The following is a 17327-nucleotide window of genomic DNA, read 5'->3' on the forward strand; positions in this document are numbered from 1 at the left end:
AAGTATACAGCATATTTCCAACTAAGACAGCTTGATTATATGGTCCAATAGGTGCAGGAGCTTTTTCTGTAAATATTATTTTTTTCATTTTTTCTACTTTCTACTTTCTATTTTTTACTTTTTACTTGAATTTACTTATCTCAATCTCGGATCTGGTAAATTTCTTTTATCCCATTTGATATCACTTAACATTGAAGATTTAATTCCGATAAAGAAATTCCACGATTGATAGACACCAATTGGCACAATGCTAAAACTCATTCGCCAGCTTTCTAAATCTCTTTCAAATCGAAGTTGCGTAAATGAAATTCCTTTTTGTGCAAAATCATAACCTGATGAGAATCCCATTTTCCATTTTATCGCCATATCAATATTACCAGATACCATTACAGAATTTGTAGTTATTTCACGCTGACTTGCATTATTACTATATGTTAAAGAATAGGCTATTTGTAAATCCCATGGAAATTTGTAATTAAACAGTTCTGACTGCTGATTTTTTGCATCATCTTTTTTAAACAAACTTTCATCTTGATTACTTAAATCAACAGCTGCGCCAAACAAATCGTCTTTACGACCACCATTTTGAACCGTTTGTTTTGATTCTTTTTTTCCGCCAAATTGAGCACTACTTACTGTATAATTTAAGGTAATGTTTGAACTGGTCATTCTTGCTAAACCATTTCCGTTATTAATACTAAATTCATTAATTCTTTGGTTGTTGCTGTCTAAATCGTAAGGGTCAAATCGAGCGCCAAAATTTACACCTAATTTATTATCCAATAAGGTTGTTCCTCCAATAAAACTAATAGGTTCTAACTTAAATTCTTCAGCAGTTAAATTATAACTTGTTGAAAAGTTAAACTGATTTAATAAAGATATCTTTTTAGTTTCTCCTTTTTTACTCGCTGCATCTAAAACTTTTGCTTCTAATGTATTCGAAATACCAATACCTATTGAATTAGCAACACCTAAACCAGGTGCACCAAATAAAGTGTTTTCAAATCGGCTATAACTTATATAATTACCTGAATTATCTTTGTATTGGTCGTAGTACTGACCAAAACTTGGCGTATAACCATAAGAAACACTAGGGCGAATTAAATGTCTTATAGCTTGTATTTTATTTGTTTCTTTAAATGTATAGGTTCCATAAATTGTGGTTCCAATACTGGTAGAAAAATTATAGGTTCGATACGAATCAAAACCATTTTTACGAACTATATCTACTTGATTTGTAGTGGTATTAAATATTTTTTCATTCGTATTAAATACCCAGTTTTCTACAAATGAAGTTCCAGCAGAAACACTAAAGTATTTAAAAATTTTAAAATTTGTAGAAATTGGAATGGTATGTCCAATTCCCGCTAAAGCAGTATCAAACATTTGCGATTTAAACAGAAATTCTTCCTTTGTAGAAATTTTATTATCTCCTCTTAATCCGTATTGAAAATTAATATTCTGAAAAATTCCTTTCTTTATTCCATCTTGTTTCGCAAATGGAAAAATTCTGTCTACACTCGCATTAAAAGAAGGTAGCGTTAAATTTACAATTTCAGTATTGGTATTTTGATTGTGTGTTACGGCTACTGAAAAATTTACTAATGGTACAATTGGAACCGTTTTAGAATAACTTATAGAAGAACTTAGTGTATTGTTCAAATTTGAACCAACATTTACTAAATTAATAGATTGACGAAAGTATTTACTACTCCCAAAATTTACGGAAGATGAAAACCTAGAATTTGCTGAAGCTTTTGTATCTTGACTGTGCGACCACTGAATATTATATTGATTGGTTCTGGCATAACCAGGAAATCCTTTTTCACCCAGCACCTGATTTTCGTATCTAACTTGAAAGTTTCCACTAAATTTATATCTCTTAGCATATGTGGTTTCCGTTCGAAGTGCATAACTTCCATTAGTGTAATAATCGCCTAAAATAGCCAAATCATAATAATCACTAAGAGCAAAATAATACCCTCCATTTTGAAGAAAATAGCCTCTTTCGTTATTTTGTCCAGGTGCGGGCATAATTACTCCAGAAGTATTTTTATTCGTCATTGGAAAAAATGAAAAAGGCACACCAATAGGAGTGGGTACATCTGCAATGAACATGTGGGTTAAACCGGTTACGAATTTCTTTTTTGGTACTAATTTTGCTTTGTAAGCTAAGAAATAATACTCTGGATTTTCTTTATTTTCCGAAGTGGTAAAACGGGCATTTTTAAAAAATATAACCGAATCATTTTCTCTTTTTGAAATTTCAGATTTCAGAAACATTTCACCTTGTTTACTTCTTGTATTCCAAATCTGTGCTTTTCCTGTTTTGGTATTAAATCGAATAGAATCGGGTTCTATGACATTTTCCCCTTGTTTAAAATATGGAAATTGCGAATATACGCCAGCGCTATCTTTTAATCTTCCAGCATATACCTCATTTTTCTCGTAATCCAAAACAATAACACCCGATTTTAGTATAAAATCTTGATAATGCAATTCTGCTTCGTTATATAATGTTAATCTTTTTTTTCTTTGGTCTAACCGTTCGTAATCCTTAGCTTTACGATTTACAATACCTTCCAATAATGGTTTTTTTGTAGAATCTTTTTTAATAGTAACCAATTCATTTACATTTACTTGTGTGCTATCTTTACGAGAAGTATTTTGACCGTAAACTTCTAAATTGCTTACAATTAGAAAAAAAAATAAAAAAACGATATGATTAATCTTTGTACTCAAATCTATAAATACTATTTTTGTAAAAAATGGTTCGGTTTTTGAAGGGTCAAACTTACGCATATTTTTTGTTAAAATTTAGTATTTAATAAAATTATAACGTATTTGAATTAACTGAAAATAATTAATCACAAATGAAAAAAGTACTCGTAATTATATTTATCTGTTTATCTGTCTTTTCAATAGCACAAGAAAAGAAATTTAAAGTAATTTTAGATGCTGGACATGGTGGTAAGGATCCTGGTGCCGCAAAAAATGGTTGTATTGAAAAACATATTGCTTTAGATGTGGTTTTAAAAATTGGAAAAATATTAGAATCTTATCCCGATTTTAATGTTAAATACACACGATCAACGGATGTTTTCATACCTTTAAGAGATAGAGCTAAAATTGCTAATGATTTTGAGGCCGATTTATTTGTTTCTGTTCACTGTAATTCTTCAGTATCTCCAAAACCATATGGCGCAATGACTTTGGTTATGGGATTGTCCCGTGCAGGTATGAATTTTGAAATTGCAAAAGCGGAAAATGCGGTAATTTCTTTGGAAGATAATTTCAAAGAAAAATATGAAGGTTTTGATCCAAATAATCCGAATACACAAATAGGACTTCGTATTATGCAAGAAGAAACGTTGATGCAAAGCATTAATTTTGCCAGTACGGTACAAAGTTATTTTAAAAATTCTTTGCAAAGAAAAGACTTAGGTATGCACCAACAACCGCTTTGGGTATTAGATGCTACTGTAATGCCTGGTGTTTTAATAGAATTGGGTTTTTTAAGTAATGTGCAAGAATCTAAATATATGAAATCGGAAGAAGGTAAATCAAATTACTCTCAAATTATTGCACGCTCAATTATTGAATATAAAAATAATGTAAGAGGCACGAATACTCCTCCAAATGTCTTACAAATTAAAGAACCAGTAATTGTAGAAGAATTGCCTGTTGTGGAAACTGCTGTGGATACATCTAAAGTAGTTGATGCAGCTCCTGAACCATTAACACCAGATGAGTTAGCATATAAAGTACAAATTAGTTTTAGTACTAAGAAACTTGATTTAACGCCGGAAAACTTTAATGGTTTGGCAAATGTAACCATGATAGAAGTAAATGGGGGTTATAAATATTTTTACGGACAAGGAACCCTAGAATCGTGTAAAAAATTTCTAGCTGAAGCCAAACAGAAAGGATTTGCATCTGCTTTTATTGTTACACCAAATTAAAATTATGAAAAAATCGATAGTACTATTATTTTTATGCTTGTTTTCTGTATCATTTTATGCACAAACTAAAAAATTCAAAGTAGTTTTAGATGCAGGACATGGTGGTAAAGATTACGGGGCTACCTATCATGGAAATATAGAAAAGAAAATTTCACTTAATACTGTTCTTAAAGTAGGAGAAATTTTAGCTAAAGAATCAAATATAGAAGTGGTTTATACCAGAAAAACCGATGTTTTCATTGAATTAAACGAACGAGCCAATATCGCGAATAGATCAAAAGGACATTTATTTGTTTCTATGCATTGTAATGCAAATGACAACCAAGAAGCATCAGGAAATGAAACCTATGTAATGGGAGTTACCCGAAATGCAGCCAATTTGGAAGTAGCCAAAAAGGAGAATGCCGTTGTTACTTTAGAAAGCGATTATAAAATAAAATATGATGGATTTGATCCAAAATCTCCAGAATCCGTAATGGGAATTTCCATTATGCAAGAAGAAAATATTCAACAGAGTATTGATATTGCAGGTAAAGTACAACAAGCGTTTACAAAATTCACAACAAGTAAAAATAGGGGAGTAAAACAAGCCGGATTTTTAGTTTTACGAAAAATAATTATGCCTCGTGTGCTTATTGAAATGGGATTTGTATCCAACAAACCTGAAGGTGCTTTTTTAAATTCGGAAGATGGACAAAATAAATTAGCAGAAGCTATTTCTAAAGCTATTTTAGGATATCGAGATGATTTTTTTAAAACAGAAACGGCTACTACAGTTAAGAAAGAAGAATCCAAAAAAGCAACAGTTAAAAAAGAAGATCCAAAAAAGGTAGACCCAAAGAAAGTAGATCCGAAGCAATCTTCAGAAAACAAAACAGCTGTGGAAGGTGTTACTTTTAAAATACAAATTTCTGCAAGTGCTAAAAATTTAGAAACCTTGCCTAAAAACTTTAAAGGATTAAATAACATTTCCGTTGAAAAAGGAACTACCATTTACAAATACTTTTATGGTAGCACTTCATCTTATACCAAAGCAAAACAATTATTAGAAGAAGCGAAAGCAAAAGGATATACTTCTTCGTTTATTGTGCCTATAAAAAATGGTAAAAAAATTAAATTAAGCGAGGCAATCAAATAAATAATGTTATTTTTGTGTCTTTATAACGCATAACAATTTTTAATTGTTGTTTTGTTTAAAAGCATTCACCAAATCTAAAGTAAAAGTATATTTAGCCCATATGAAAATCACAAAAGAAATTAAAGTTGCTGTTTTAGTTATTTTATCAATAGTATTGTTTTACTGGGGTTTTGCGTTTCTAAAAGGTAAAAATTTATTTGTTACGAGTACTAAATTATATGCGGTTTATGATAATGTGGCAGGTTTAGTTGTGGCAGCTCCTGTAACCATAAATGGATTAAATATAGGAAAAGTAAATACTATTCAAATGTTGCCTGATGGTAAAATGAAAGTAGAATTAATAATTACTAACGAACAGATTCAAATTGCGAAATCAAGTGTTGCACAAATTATGGATTCTGGTTTAATTGGTGGAAGAGAAATTGCAATTATCAATAACTTTTCTGATACCAATTATGCGCAATCTGGAGACACACTTAAAACATCTAACAAATTAGGTTTGACAGATGAACTTGCCAATCAAATTGGACCTGTAAAAGATAAAGTAGAAGTTTTATTAGAAAACGCAAATAAATTAATCGAAAATTTAAACGCTACTTTAGACGCTTCAACGCAACAAAAATTAAAAGCATCTATTGCATCTTTGGAGGTTACTTTGTCCGAATTTAGTCAGGTTTCTAAAAATGTAAACGAAATAGTAGCAGATAATAAATCAAAATTAAATGCTACGTTAGCTAATTTTGAAAACGCTTCAGGTAATATTAATAAAATGTCTACTTCTTTAGAAAAAGCAGATCTTGCCGCTTCAGTTAAAAAGTTAGAAACCACCCTCGCAAATGTAAATCAAATTATGACTGATTTAGAGCAAGGTAAAGGTTCTATAGGAAAATTATTGAAGGACGACGCTATGTATGTCAATCTAACCAAAACATCAAAAGAATTGGAATTATTGTTACAAGATGTGCGTTTAAATCCTACACGATATGTTAATGTGTCTGTTTTTGGTAAGAAAAACAAACCGTATACTGCACCTGTAGTCGAACCAAATAAAGAGCAACCTAAAAACTAAATTTATGAGTTTTTTACCAAATATTATTTTTGCAATTGTCCTTATAATAGGCGTTGGTTTTTTTGTTAAAAATGTAAAAAAAATTATACGAAATATTAAATTAGGACAAGATGTAAACCGAACTGATAATACTTCAGCACGATGGAAAAATATGGCATTGATAGCTTTTGGTCAGAAAAAAATGTTTACCAGGCCAATTCCTGCAATTTTGCATTTTACCTTATATGCCGCTTTTATTATTACTCAAATTGAATTATTAGAGATAATTGTAGACGGACTTTTTGGTACTCATCGTTTCTTTAAAACTGGATTAGGTGGATTTTATACTTTTTTAATTAGCTTCATAGAAATTCTTTCTTTTTTGGCTTTAGTGGCTACTTTAGCTTTTTTATCAAGAAGAAATTTATTAAAATTACCTCGTTTTACAAAAGCAGAAATGTTAGGATGGCCAACTAAAGATGCCAACTTAATATTAATTATGGAAATTGTTTTGGTAACATGTATTTTTACTATGAATGGTACTGATGAAGTATTATATTCATTAGGAAAATCTCATTATGAAGGCATTGGTTCATTTAATTTTTCTATTTCACAACATTTAGGACCAGCACTTTTCGGTGGTATGAGTGAAAGTACCTTACATATTTTAGAAAGAGTAGGATGGTGGGGACATTTAGTAATGGTAATTGCCTTCTTAAACTATTTATACTTTTCTAAACATTTGCATATTTTATTAGCGTTTCCAAATACTTATTTTGCCGATTTAAATGCAAAAGGAAAATTCGATAATTTAGAAAGTGTAACAAATGAAGTAAAATTAATGATGGATCCAAATGCTGATCCGTTTGCGGCACCTGCTAATCCAGATGCAGTTCCGGCTAAATTTGGTGCTTCAGATGTACAAGATTTAAATTGGGTACAATTATTAAATGCCTATACATGTACCGAATGTGGTAGATGCACTTCATCTTGTCCTGCAAATACAACAGGTAAGAAATTATCACCACGTAAAATCATGATGGATACACGTGACAGATTAGAAGAAGTTGGTAAAAACATCGATGCGAATAAAGGTATTTTTATTCCAGATAATAAATCGTTATTAAACGACTACATTACACCAGAAGAACTTTGGGCTTGTACGTCTTGTAACGCTTGTGTGGAAGAATGTCCAATCAATATTAGTCCATTATCTATTATTATGGATATGAGACGTTATTTAGTGATGGAACAAAGTGCCGCACCAATGGAATTAAATGCTGTAATGACCAATATTGAAAATAATGGTGCACCATGGCAATACAACCAGCAAGATAGATTAAACTGGAGAAGCGAAGAGTAATGAATAGCAATTAAAATATCAATAAAAACACAACAACGACAACTACAAAATGAGCATGAAAAAAGAAGAAATTGACGGAAAATTACAAGAATTAAAAGTAAATGGAGAGCATTTAAGCCCTGTTTTACCAGAAGGAATAAAAAATTACCTTATTGATATAGATGGAACCGTTTGCGATGATATTCCAAATGAAGAACCGGAAAGAATGGCAACAGCAAATGTGTATCCAGATGCCTTAGTGACATTAAATAAATGGTATGATGAAGGTCATGTTATTTTCTTTTTCACATCTCGTACCGAAGAGCATAGGGTCGTTACTGAAGCTTGGTTAAAGCAACACGGCTTTAAATACCACGGAATGGTAATGGGAAAACCTCGTGGTGGAAATTACCACTGGATTGATAATCATTTAGTTAAAGCAACACGATACAATGGAAAGTTTACAGATTTAATTGAAAAAGATGTAACTATCCAAGTTTTTGATGACGAATTAAGCAATTAATATATTTAGAATAGTTTCTAAAAAAAACATATAAAATCAACACGACTATGTCAGAAAGTTTAGTAGTACCTACAATGGCCGAAATGATGGCACAAGGACAAGCACCTGAAGTTTTATTTTGGGTAGGTTGTTCGGGAAGTTTTGATGATAGAGCCAAAAAAATAACCAAAGCTTTTGTTAAAATATTAAATCGAGCAAACGTTCCTTTTGCGGTTTTAGGTACAGAAGAAAGTTGTACAGGCGATCCCGCTAAACGTGCTGGAAATGAATTTTTATTTCAAATGCAAGCTATGATGAATATTGAAGTCATGAATGCCTATGAAGTAAAAAAAATCGTAACGGCTTGTCCACATTGTTTTAATACCATAAAAAATGAGTATCCAGAATTAGGTGGGAAATATGAAGTCGTACATCATACAGAATTTCTAAAATCGTTATTAGATTCGGGGAGACTTACTATTGAAGGCGGACAATTTAAAGGCAAACGCATCACGTTTCACGACCCTTGTTATTTAGGGCGTGCTAACAATATTTACGAAGCACCAAGGGATTTAATCCAAAAATTAGATGCGGAGTTAGTCGAAATGAAACGTTCTCGCGCTAACGGTTTATGTTGTGGTGCTGGTGGTGCACAAATGTTTAAAGAACCAGAAAAAGGAAATAAAGACATCAATATCGAAAGAACGGAAGATGCTTTAGAAACGAAACCTGAAATTATTGCTGCTGGTTGTCCATTTTGTAACACCATGCTAACAGACGGTATCAAAAATAAAGAGAAAGAAGGCTCCGTTCAGGTAATGGATATAGCAGAATTAATTGCAAATGCTCAAGATTTATAACATGAAAAAAATATATTTATTATTATTAGTAATAGCGAATCAAAGTTTTTCACAAGATGTAATGGATATAATTACAAATGAAACTTGTGAATGTATAAAAGCTAAAAATATTGATTTAGAAAAAATTGAATCGAGCGAATTGCAAATGCAATTAGGATTGTGTGTCATTCAATCTTACAGTAATCATAAAGATAAACTACCTAAAAGTAAAAGAATCTTGCTTGATAACGAAGACCAAATGGAAAAATTTGGTGAGGAAATTGGAATGAAAATGATTACTTTCTGTCCAGATATCCTTTTGGCTATTGGTAAAAATGAGATCGACAAAAATGAGTCAAATGAAGTTTTAGATGTTTCAAGTTTATCGTCTACGGGTATATTAATTGAAAGAAAAAAAGATGGTTTCTTAACAATTAAAATTAAAGAAGAATCTGGAAGAATTAATGATTTCATCTTAATAAAAAACTTTGATAACGCTTATTTAATTTCTGATGATGTATTAAAAGTTAATACTAAAGTGAAAGTAGATTTTTATTACGAAGATATTTATGATTTAAAATTAAATAAATTCATAAGTTCAAAAGTATTATTAGACATACAAAAAATATAATGTACACACCATTCGAAAATTTACCAGAAGATTCAAAAATTTGGATTTACCAATCGAACAGAAAATTAGCTGACGATGAAGTAACTGCTATAACTTCTAAATGTCAAGAATTTGTTGAAAACTGGGCAGCACACGGCACAAGCTTAGAAGCTTCTTTTCTTATAAAATATAAACGATTTATCATTTTTGCTGTCAATCAGGAAGTGCAAAACGCAACGGGTTGTTCTATCGATGCTTCAGTACATTTTATTCAACAATTAGAACAAGAATTTCAAATAGAATTACTTGACAAAATGAATGTTACCTACAAAATGGGAGAACACATTGCGCATAAAACACTTATCGATTTCAAAAAAATGGCGAAGGAAAAAGCCGTTACTTCAAAAACTATTGTTTTCAATAATTTGATAAATACGAAAGGTGAATTTGAAGAATTTTGGGAAGTTCCTGCTGAAGAAAGTTGGCATAGTAGATTTTTCTAAAAAAATAACTAACTTTGAAAATCATCAGAAAATAGAAATTTTGATGGTTTTTTTATTTATTTACATTTCATGAAGCATTACATATATATCATTTTATTTCTTACCACTTTAGGTTTTGCGCAAAACAAAATTAATACGCAATCTCAACAAGTATGGGTCGATAGCACGTACAACTCACTTTCTTTTGAAGAAAAAGTAGGACAATTGTTTATGATTGCAGCGTACTCTAATAAGAATGAAGCACATGCTCAAGATTTAGATAAATTAATTACCAAATATAAAATTGGAGGATTAATATTTTTTCAAGGAGGTCCAAATAGACAAGCAAAATTAACCAATCGTTTTCAAGCAAAATCGAAAATTCCAATGCTTATTGGAATTGATGCCGAATGGGGTTTAAGTATGCGAATAGATTCTACACATACCTATCCGTGGAACATGACTTTAGGTGCTATTAAAGACAACTCTTTACTTGAAAGAATGGGTATGCAAATGGCAGATCAATCCAAACGATTGGGGATTCATTTTACCTTTGGTCCTGTTGTAGATATTAATACCAATCCTAAAAATCCAATTATCGGAAATCGTTCTTTTGGAGAAACCAAAGAAAATGTAGCCGAAAAAGCAGTCGCCTATATGCGTGGTTTACAATCTTATGGCGTTTTTGCTACTGCCAAGCATTTTCCAGGTCACGGTGACACCTCTACAGATTCGCATCACGCCTTGCCAACTGTCGATTTTTCAAGAGATAGAATAGAAGAAGTAGAATTATATCCGTATAAAGAACTTATAAAAAATGGTTTAGCCAGTGTTATGGTGGCGCATTTAAACGTGCCAAGTATCGAACCGCGTGAAAATTTTCCTTCTTCGTTATCTGAAAAAGTAGTAACAGATATTTTAAAAAACCAATTGAAGTTTGAAGGTTTAATTTTTACAGATGCCTTAAATATGAAAGGGGCAAGTAATTTTAAACAACCTGGCGATATTGATTTAGCTGCCTTTTTAGCTGGGAATGATGTTTTGCTATTTGCAGAAAATGTTCCTGTAGCCATTGAAAAATTTAAACAAGCGTTTGCAGATAGTTTATTTACTGAAGAACGATTGGCGCATTCTGTAAAGAAAATATTAAAGTATAAATACAAAGCAGGATTAAATAATTACTGTCCAATTGAATTTGAAAATTTATATACCGATTTAAATAAAAAAGAATACAACGCATTAAATTTAGAAATGTTTGAAAGTGCTATAACAGTTCTTAAAAATGAAGATGATATTATTCCAATCAAAAAACTTGATAAAGAAAAAATAGCCTACGTAAAAATTGGCGATGGCGATGCGACAACTTTCATAGAAAAATTAAAAGAATACGCCCAAATTGATGTTATTACGACTAAAAACTTAGATTCGCTTTTAGTGGAAATAGCAGATTATTCGAAAGTTATTGTAGGCTATCACAAACCCGAAGGCATTTGGAAGAAAAACGAAATGACGTTTAACGAAATCAATTGGATTGATAAAATTTCGAAACATAGTAAAACCATTGTTACCTTTTTCACTAAACCGTATTCATTATTAAGAATTCCAACTTTTGATGAAACAGAAGGTTTAATTGAGGCCTATCAGAATAATTATTTTTCACAATTGGTTGCCGCTGAAATTATTTTTGGAGCGAAAGAAGCGAAAGGCGCATTGCCTGTATCTATTAAGAAAAACTTTTGTGAATCGGATGGAATGAAAACCAAAAATCTTAATCGCTTAGGTTTTGCATATCCAGAACAAGTACAAATGAATTCTGAGTTATTAGCAAAAATTGATACAATTGCAATATCTGCTATTAAAAATAAAGTAGCTCCAGGTATGCAAATACTGGTGGCTCGTAAAGGAAAAGTGGTCTACAGAAAAGCGTTTGGTTCGCCAACTTATGATACCATTCAGAAAGTAAAAAATACCGATTTGTATGATTTGGCTTCACTTACTAAAGTATTGAGTACGCTTCCTAACTTAATGAAAGATTACGAAAAAGGAAATTTTTCATTCAACAGTAAGTTATCGCAATTACTTCCTAATTTTAAAAATTCTAACAAAGCGGACATTACGGTTTTAGATATGTTAACGCATCAAGCTAAATTACCAGCTTGGACGCCTTTTTATTTAAAAACGTTAGATTCTTTAAAAAAACCAAGTCAAAAATACTATCAAACTACACCTTCTGAAGACTTTCCGTTAAAAGTATCGACTAATTTATATTTACGAAAAGATTATACGGATACGATTATAAATGTCATTAAAGAAGCGCCTTTATTGCCTTCTAAACAATACAAATACAGCGATTATGCTTTTATATTATTTAAAGAATATTTAGAGAAATTTCATCATAAAAGTTTGGATAAACTTTCTGATGATAACTTTTATAAGCTATTAGGAGCAAATTCTACAACCTATAATCCATTAGATAAATTTGAATTGTCAAACATTATGCCTTCAGAAATTGATATGTATTATCGATACGATACCATTCAAGGGTATGTACATGATATGGCTGCAGCCATGCAAGGCGGTATTGGTGGTCATGCAGGATTGTTTTCTAATTCGTTAGATGTGGCTAAAATTATGCAAATGTATTTACAAAAAGGAACGTACGGAGGGCATACTTATTTTTCAAAAGAAACGTTTGATGCTTTTAATACATGTTATTTTTGTTATGCTGGAAATAGGCGAGGCGCTGGTTTTGACAAACCTCAAATTAGTGGCGAAGGTCCTACTTGCGGTTGTACTTCTAAAGCAAGTTTTGGACATACGGGATTTACTGGAACAATGGTTTGGGCAGATCCTGAAAAAGATTTAATTTATATTTTTCTATCAAATAGGAGTTACCCAGATGGAAATATTAATAAACTCTCAAAATTAAATATTAGAGAAAATATACAGAAAGTAATTTACGAATCGATAACAGATTAATTATGACATCAGCTGCAAAAACTGTGGAAGACTATATGAATAATCTTCCAGAAGATAGAAAAAAACCAATGGAATTGCTTCGAAATACAATACTTAAAAATATACCAAATGGTTTCGAAGAAGGTATGAATTATGGTATGATTGGGTATTATGTTCCACATACAATTTATCCGAAAGGATATCATTGTAAACCAGCTGATCCATTGCCTTTTATCACATTTGCATCTCAAAAAAACAGCATAAATTTCTATCATATGGGTATTTATGCGAATAAAACACTTTACGATTGGTTTGTGGCGGAATACCCAAAACACAGTACTCGCAAATTAGACATGGGTAAAAGTTGCATCCGATTTAATAGATTGGATGAAATTCCGTTTGACTTGTTGGGTGAATTGGTTACAAAAATTTCTGTTCAAGATTGGATTGCAACTTATGAAGCGGCTTTTGTTAACAAAAAATAATAGTAAAATAAATGTCAAGTCACATTTAAAATGGATTTGGTGTTTCAACAACATAAATAAATGAAAATAGCAATGGTTTGTTATCCTACCTTTGGTGGGAGTGGCGTAGTAGCCACAGAGTTAGGCTTAGAACTGGCTAAAAAAGGACATGAAATTCATTTCATTACCTATAAACAACCTGTGCGATTGTCGTTGTTAAATCCGAATATATTTTTTCATGAAGTAAATGTGCCTAACTATCCGTTATTTCATTACCAACCCTACGAATTGGCTTTGTCAAGTAAATTGGTAGATATGGTAAAACTTTATAAAATAGATGTGTTACACGTACATTATGCGATTCCTCATGCCTATGCAGGGTATATGGCCAAACAAATGTTAGCCGAAGAAGGCATTTCACTTCCCATGATTACTACGCTTCATGGTACCGATATTACTTTGGTAGGAAACCATCCATTTTATAAAAGTGCGGTGACATTTAGCATCAACAAATCCGACTTTGTAACCAGTGTTTCTAATAGTTTACGTGAAGCTACCTATCGTTTGTTTGATGTTAATAAAGAAATTCATGTGATACCTAATTTTATTGAAATTGAAGAAACCCTTTTAGAAAATAAATCCATTTGTCAGCGTTCGGTTTTGGCATCATCTAATGAAAAAATAATTACCCATATTTCTAATTTCAGAAAAGTAAAAAACATTCCAGATGTGGTTAAAGTTTTCTACAACATTCAGAAAGAAATTCCTTCTAAATTAATGATGGTTGGAGAAGGACCTGAGAAGATTGTTGCCGAGAAATTATGTGAAGATTTAGGCATTGCAGATAAAGTTATTTTCTTTGGAAATAGTAACGATATTAATCAAATTTTGAAGTATTCTGATTTGTTTTTATTGCCTTCTGAAACAGAAAGTTTTGGTTTGGCTGCTTTAGAAGCTATGGCATTTAGTGTGCCGGTCATATCAAGTAATTCGGGCGGTATACCAGAAGTAAATGAAGAAGGTGTTTCGGGTTATTTAAGTGCTGTTGGCGATGTGGAAAGCATGAGTAGAAACGCCATTTCTATATTAAATTCAGAAGAAACGTTACTTCAGTTTAAGAAAGCCGCTTTTGAAGTGGCCAAAAAATTCGATATCAAAAATATTCTTCCTTTGTATGAAGAATTGTATAATAAAGCTATTAATTTAGAATCTTAATTATGAAAATGTTTAAAAATAGGGTGTCACTTATTGGTGTTTGTTTGTTGTTTTTATCTTGTAAACCCGTTCAGCAAGTTGTTGAAAAAGAAAGAGACCATTATGAAGTGGTTTTTAAAAGTCAAATAGGTGGGAAGAAAGAAAAATCTACTCAAGTAATTAAAAACTATGAAGAATTTAATGCTTTAATTACTTCTTTAAATATTGGAGAAGAATCTTTCGGTAAGTTACTAGCTATCGATTTAGAAAAACACGATTTGGTAGCTTGTTTTTTAGGTGAAAAAACCACAGGTGGCTATGACATTGAAGTAACTGACGTAATATTTACCAAAACGACTGCAGAAATTATCTTAAAAGAAACAGGTCCCCAAAAAAATGAATTGGTAACAGATGCTTTTACGTCGCCTTATCTTTTCGTATTAGTGCCAAAAAACAAAACAATTTTAGTTAATTAACATTATAGGTATCCAAAAATTCTTCTTGAATTTGCGAGTTAGAAACAGGTAAACCAATTTGAGCTGCTATTGTTGGATCTAAAGCGAAATTTGTGTTTGTTTTGGTATACACAATTCCGATATTTCTGGATAGGTATTGCGTAGAAACAACCACATCTTGTTGGGGTAAAATGTTTATAGTAACTGGAAAACCAGCAATAGTTTGTGTAGATGTTATTTTTAAATTCACCACGATTTTAGTAGATTTCACATTCGGGTATACATCGTTATTTGGAGAGGTAAAAGAAGTAAAATTTTCTCCACCAATGGCTCTTAATCGGTATTCAATAGTTACCGGAAAGTTGCTTATTGTTTGTTGAAATGTGCCTGTTTTTTCACTTAAAATTTCGCCATTTGTGGCGCTTTCTTTAAAAATAACAAAATCAGTTACGCTAAAATCTACTCCGGCAGGTAGTGTTATCCCTTGTAAAACGCTTAAATTTCCGGTTAAAAGTAATTTTCCAGCTTCTTTTCTCACATTGTTATTGTTTACTGAAGTGCAATAAAAACCAGTTGCGATATTGTTTCTGTTTTTAAATTTTTTATACGTATGCGCACCTATAGTTTCATCACCAAAAATATATAAAGAATCTCTAGTATTGGTTAGACCCACTACATCATACGTCCAGTAATTTCCAATGTTTAAAGGTAATGCATCTGTAAAAGTAGCCGTATTATTTGGGTTGTTTGGGTTATTTGGATTATTTGCATTGTTGTCAATTGTACTTTCTAAACCTTCCACAGCACAAGATACCAAACTTAAACTAAAAAGTATTACTAGTATTTTTTTCATTTTGTAAATTTTTTGCTAATATAAAAAAAACATTCGATATTTTTGTATTCGGTAATTACTGTAAAAAAACAAATTAAATGGCAAATTCGATAGGAACACGTTATACATTAACAACATTTGGCGAATCACACGGCTTGGCTTATGGTGGAATTATAGATGGTTGTCCGTCTAATATTGCTATTGATTTAGATTTTGTTCAATCAGAATTAGATCGAAGAAAGCCAGGGCAATCTAAACTGGTTTCCCAAAGAAAGGAAAGCGATACGGTACAATTTTTATCAGGTATTTTTGAAGGAAAAACCACAGGAACGCCTATTGGATTTTTGATTGAAAACGAAAATCAGAAGTCCCAAGATTACGATCAGTTAAAAGAAACCTTTCGACCAAGTCACGCAGATTATACTTACGATAAAAAATACGGAAATAGAGATTATAGAGGTGGTGGAAGAAGTTCAGCAAGAGAAACGGTGAATTGGGTAGTAGCTGGCGCCATTGCCAAACAAATAATCTCAGAGATAAAAATTACAGCCTTTGTTTCTTCAGTAGGAACCATTTATATAGACAAACCTTACCAAGCTTTAGATTTTACTAAAATTGAAAACAATGCTGTTCGATGTCCGGATGAAGCTACAGCTGCAAAAATGGAAAACTTCATCACCGAAATAAAAAAACAAGGCGATACCGTTGGTGGCACTATTACATGTGTAATACAAAATGTACCCATTGGTTTAGGTGAACCGGTTTTTGATAAATTGCAAGCCCAACTGGGTAAAGCCATGTTATCTATAAACGCGGTAAAAGGGTTTGAATACGGCTCAGGATTTTGTGCTGCTGAAATGAAAGGCAGTGCGCACAACGATTTATTTAACGAAGACGGCAGTACCAAAACCAATTTGTCTGGTGGCATACAAGGCGGGATAAGTAACGGTATGGATATTTATTTTCGAGTGGCTTTTAAACCTGTTGCTACATTATTACAACAACAAGAAGTCTTAACCCAAGATGGACAACTTGTAGACCAACAAGGTAAAGGCCGACATGATGCTTGTGTAGTACCGAGAGCTGTACCTATTGTAGAAGCATTATCGGCTATGGTTTTGGCTGATTTTACTTTGTTGCAATAATTACTAAGTTTTTTATGCCACTTACATACACTATCCATACACTATCTATGGAGTATCTACGGAGTATCTACGGAGTATCTATACACTATCTCCTTTAAATAAATAGCTATTAGTTAATTTTTTATAAAAACATTACTTATTAAGATGTTTTTATAAATTCTCTAAAATTAATTTTTGGACATAAAAAAACACCTTAATTTATTAAGGAGTTAAATGTTTGTGGGCAATGAGGGGTTCGAACCCCCAAACCTCCCGATTGCATCGGGATGCTCTGAACCAGCTGAGCTAATTATCATTCAATAATTCTTGAATTTTGATTCTGCTTTTCCAAGACTTAATTTGTTTTTCTCTCGCCA

General features: G+C 31.8%; 15 protein-coding genes, 1 tRNA gene and 1 pseudogene. 13 read left to right on the plus strand and 4 right to left on the minus strand.

The window, feature by feature from the left end; genetic code table 11:
* Together ABWO04_RS05235 and ABWO04_RS05240 are read right to left on the minus strand one after the other, a co-directional pair.
* Positions 1-88: pseudogene (locus tag ABWO04_RS05235) on the minus strand (RidA family protein); the annotation flags it as partial.
* 47 nt (positions 89-135) lie between these two features.
* On the minus strand, positions 136-2802 hold the full coding sequence (locus ABWO04_RS05240) for a putative LPS assembly protein LptD (protein WP_353077976.1): 2667 nt from the start codon (positions 2800-2802) through the stop codon (positions 136-138).
* A 71-nt stretch (positions 2803-2873) separates the two neighbouring features.
* On the opposite strand from ABWO04_RS05240, the gene ABWO04_RS05245 reads away from it, so the two are divergent.
* From ABWO04_RS05245 to ABWO04_RS05300, 12 genes are all read left to right on the plus strand, one after another.
* Entirely contained in the window at positions 2874-3962 is a 1089-nt protein-coding gene (locus tag ABWO04_RS05245) for an N-acetylmuramoyl-L-alanine amidase family protein (protein ID WP_353077978.1), read from the plus strand.
* Between the two features lie 4 nt (positions 3963-3966).
* The gene (locus tag ABWO04_RS05250; protein ID WP_353077980.1) at positions 3967-5100 is read left to right on the plus strand and encodes an N-acetylmuramoyl-L-alanine amidase family protein; all 1134 of its coding nucleotides are present in this window, start codon (positions 3967-3969) and stop codon (positions 5098-5100) included.
* Positions 5101-5200: 100 nt separating this feature from the next.
* A complete protein-coding gene (locus tag ABWO04_RS05255; RefSeq protein ID WP_353077981.1) occupies positions 5201-6169 on the plus strand; it encodes an MlaD family protein in 969 nt (322 codons plus the stop codon).
* Between the two features lie 4 nt (positions 6170-6173).
* On the plus strand, positions 6174-7511 hold the full coding sequence (locus ABWO04_RS05260; RefSeq protein ID WP_353077982.1) for a 4Fe-4S dicluster domain-containing protein: 1338 nt from the start codon (positions 6174-6176) through the stop codon (positions 7509-7511).
* 55 nt (positions 7512-7566) lie between these two features.
* The gene (locus ABWO04_RS05265; RefSeq protein ID WP_353077998.1) at positions 7567-8013 is read left to right on the plus strand and encodes an LNS2 domain-containing protein; all 447 of its coding nucleotides are present in this window, start codon (positions 7567-7569) and stop codon (positions 8011-8013) included.
* Positions 8014-8060: 47 nt separating this feature from the next.
* A complete protein-coding gene (locus ABWO04_RS05270; protein WP_353077984.1) occupies positions 8061-8852 on the plus strand; it encodes a (Fe-S)-binding protein in 792 nt (263 codons plus the stop codon).
* 1 nt (position 8853) lies between these two features.
* Entirely contained in the window at positions 8854-9462 is a 609-nt protein-coding gene (locus ABWO04_RS05275) for a hypothetical protein (protein ID WP_353077985.1), read from the plus strand.
* Positions 9462-9944: an ABC transporter ATPase gene (locus tag ABWO04_RS05280; RefSeq protein WP_353077987.1), complete on the plus strand. Its 483-nt coding sequence runs from the start codon at positions 9462-9464 to the stop codon at positions 9942-9944. The genes ABWO04_RS05275 and ABWO04_RS05280 overlap by 1 nt, the downstream gene beginning before the upstream one ends.
* Before the next feature lie 69 nt (positions 9945-10013).
* The gene (locus tag ABWO04_RS05285) at positions 10014-12902 is read left to right on the plus strand and encodes a serine hydrolase domain-containing protein (protein ID WP_353077989.1); all 2889 of its coding nucleotides are present in this window, start codon (positions 10014-10016) and stop codon (positions 12900-12902) included.
* A gap of 2 nt (positions 12903-12904) precedes the next feature.
* Positions 12905-13366: a DUF1801 domain-containing protein gene (locus tag ABWO04_RS05290; RefSeq protein WP_353077990.1), complete on the plus strand. Its 462-nt coding sequence runs from the start codon at positions 12905-12907 to the stop codon at positions 13364-13366.
* 60 nt (positions 13367-13426) lie between these two features.
* Positions 13427-14560: an N-acetyl-alpha-D-glucosaminyl L-malate synthase BshA gene (bshA, locus tag ABWO04_RS05295; protein WP_353077992.1), complete on the plus strand. Its 1134-nt coding sequence runs from the start codon at positions 13427-13429 to the stop codon at positions 14558-14560.
* Positions 14561-14562: 2 nt separating this feature from the next.
* Positions 14563-15015: a protease complex subunit PrcB family protein gene (locus ABWO04_RS05300; RefSeq protein WP_353077993.1), complete on the plus strand. Its 453-nt coding sequence runs from the start codon at positions 14563-14565 to the stop codon at positions 15013-15015.
* On the opposite strand, the gene ABWO04_RS05305 is transcribed toward ABWO04_RS05300, so the two are convergent.
* Positions 15008-15847 carry a hypothetical protein gene (locus tag ABWO04_RS05305; protein WP_353077994.1) on the minus strand — a complete coding sequence of 280 codons (840 nt, stop codon included), beginning with the start codon at positions 15845-15847 and terminating at the stop codon, positions 15008-15010. The genes ABWO04_RS05300 and ABWO04_RS05305 overlap by 8 nt on opposite strands.
* A 77-nt stretch (positions 15848-15924) precedes the next feature.
* Between ABWO04_RS05305 and aroC the strand changes: the two genes are divergently transcribed.
* Entirely contained in the window at positions 15925-16971 is a 1047-nt protein-coding gene (aroC, locus tag ABWO04_RS05310; RefSeq protein WP_353077996.1) for a chorismate synthase, read from the plus strand.
* A gap of 220 nt (positions 16972-17191) precedes the next feature.
* On the opposite strand, the gene ABWO04_RS05315 is transcribed toward aroC, so the two are convergent.
* Positions 17192-17262, minus strand: a tRNA-Cys gene (locus ABWO04_RS05315).
* Positions 17263-17327: the final 65 nt, after the last annotated feature.

It is taken from the genome of Flavobacterium sp. (genome assembly GCF_040382755.1).
Classification (GTDB): Bacteria; Bacteroidota; Bacteroidia; order Flavobacteriales; family Flavobacteriaceae; genus Flavobacterium.

What these genes read in the sequence shown, in the direction of transcription:
- ABWO04_RS05240 (WP_353077976.1), bottom strand. Translation starts at nt 2,802, where the DNA reads ATGCGTAAGTTTGACCCTTCAAAAACCGAACCATTTTTTACAAAAATA.
- ABWO04_RS05245 (WP_353077978.1), top strand. Translation starts at nt 2,874, where the DNA reads ATGAAAAAAGTACTCGTAATTATATTTATCTGTTTATCTGTCTTTTCA.
- ABWO04_RS05255 (WP_353077981.1), top strand. Translation starts at nt 5,201, where the DNA reads ATGAAAATCACAAAAGAAATTAAAGTTGCTGTTTTAGTTATTTTATCA.
- ABWO04_RS05275 (WP_353077985.1), top strand. Translation starts at nt 8,854, where the DNA reads ATGAAAAAAATATATTTATTATTATTAGTAATAGCGAATCAAAGTTTT.
- ABWO04_RS05300 (WP_353077993.1), top strand. Translation starts at nt 14,563, where the DNA reads ATGAAAATGTTTAAAAATAGGGTGTCACTTATTGGTGTTTGTTTGTTG.
- bshA (WP_353077992.1), top strand. Translation starts at nt 13,427, where the DNA reads ATGAAAATAGCAATGGTTTGTTATCCTACCTTTGGTGGGAGTGGCGTA.
- ABWO04_RS05290 (WP_353077990.1), top strand. Translation starts at nt 12,905, where the DNA reads ATGACATCAGCTGCAAAAACTGTGGAAGACTATATGAATAATCTTCCA.
- ABWO04_RS05280 (WP_353077987.1), top strand. Translation starts at nt 9,462, where the DNA reads ATGTACACACCATTCGAAAATTTACCAGAAGATTCAAAAATTTGGATT.
- ABWO04_RS05265 (WP_353077998.1), top strand. Translation starts at nt 7,567, where the DNA reads ATGAAAAAAGAAGAAATTGACGGAAAATTACAAGAATTAAAAGTAAAT.
- ABWO04_RS05250 (WP_353077980.1), top strand. Translation starts at nt 3,967, where the DNA reads ATGAAAAAATCGATAGTACTATTATTTTTATGCTTGTTTTCTGTATCA.
- ABWO04_RS05260 (WP_353077982.1), top strand. Translation starts at nt 6,174, where the DNA reads ATGAGTTTTTTACCAAATATTATTTTTGCAATTGTCCTTATAATAGGC.
- aroC (WP_353077996.1), top strand. Translation starts at nt 15,925, where the DNA reads ATGGCAAATTCGATAGGAACACGTTATACATTAACAACATTTGGCGAA.
- ABWO04_RS05305 (WP_353077994.1), bottom strand. Translation starts at nt 15,847, where the DNA reads ATGAAAAAAATACTAGTAATACTTTTTAGTTTAAGTTTGGTATCTTGT.
- ABWO04_RS05270 (WP_353077984.1), top strand. Translation starts at nt 8,061, where the DNA reads ATGTCAGAAAGTTTAGTAGTACCTACAATGGCCGAAATGATGGCACAA.
- ABWO04_RS05285 (WP_353077989.1), top strand. Translation starts at nt 10,014, where the DNA reads ATGAAGCATTACATATATATCATTTTATTTCTTACCACTTTAGGTTTT.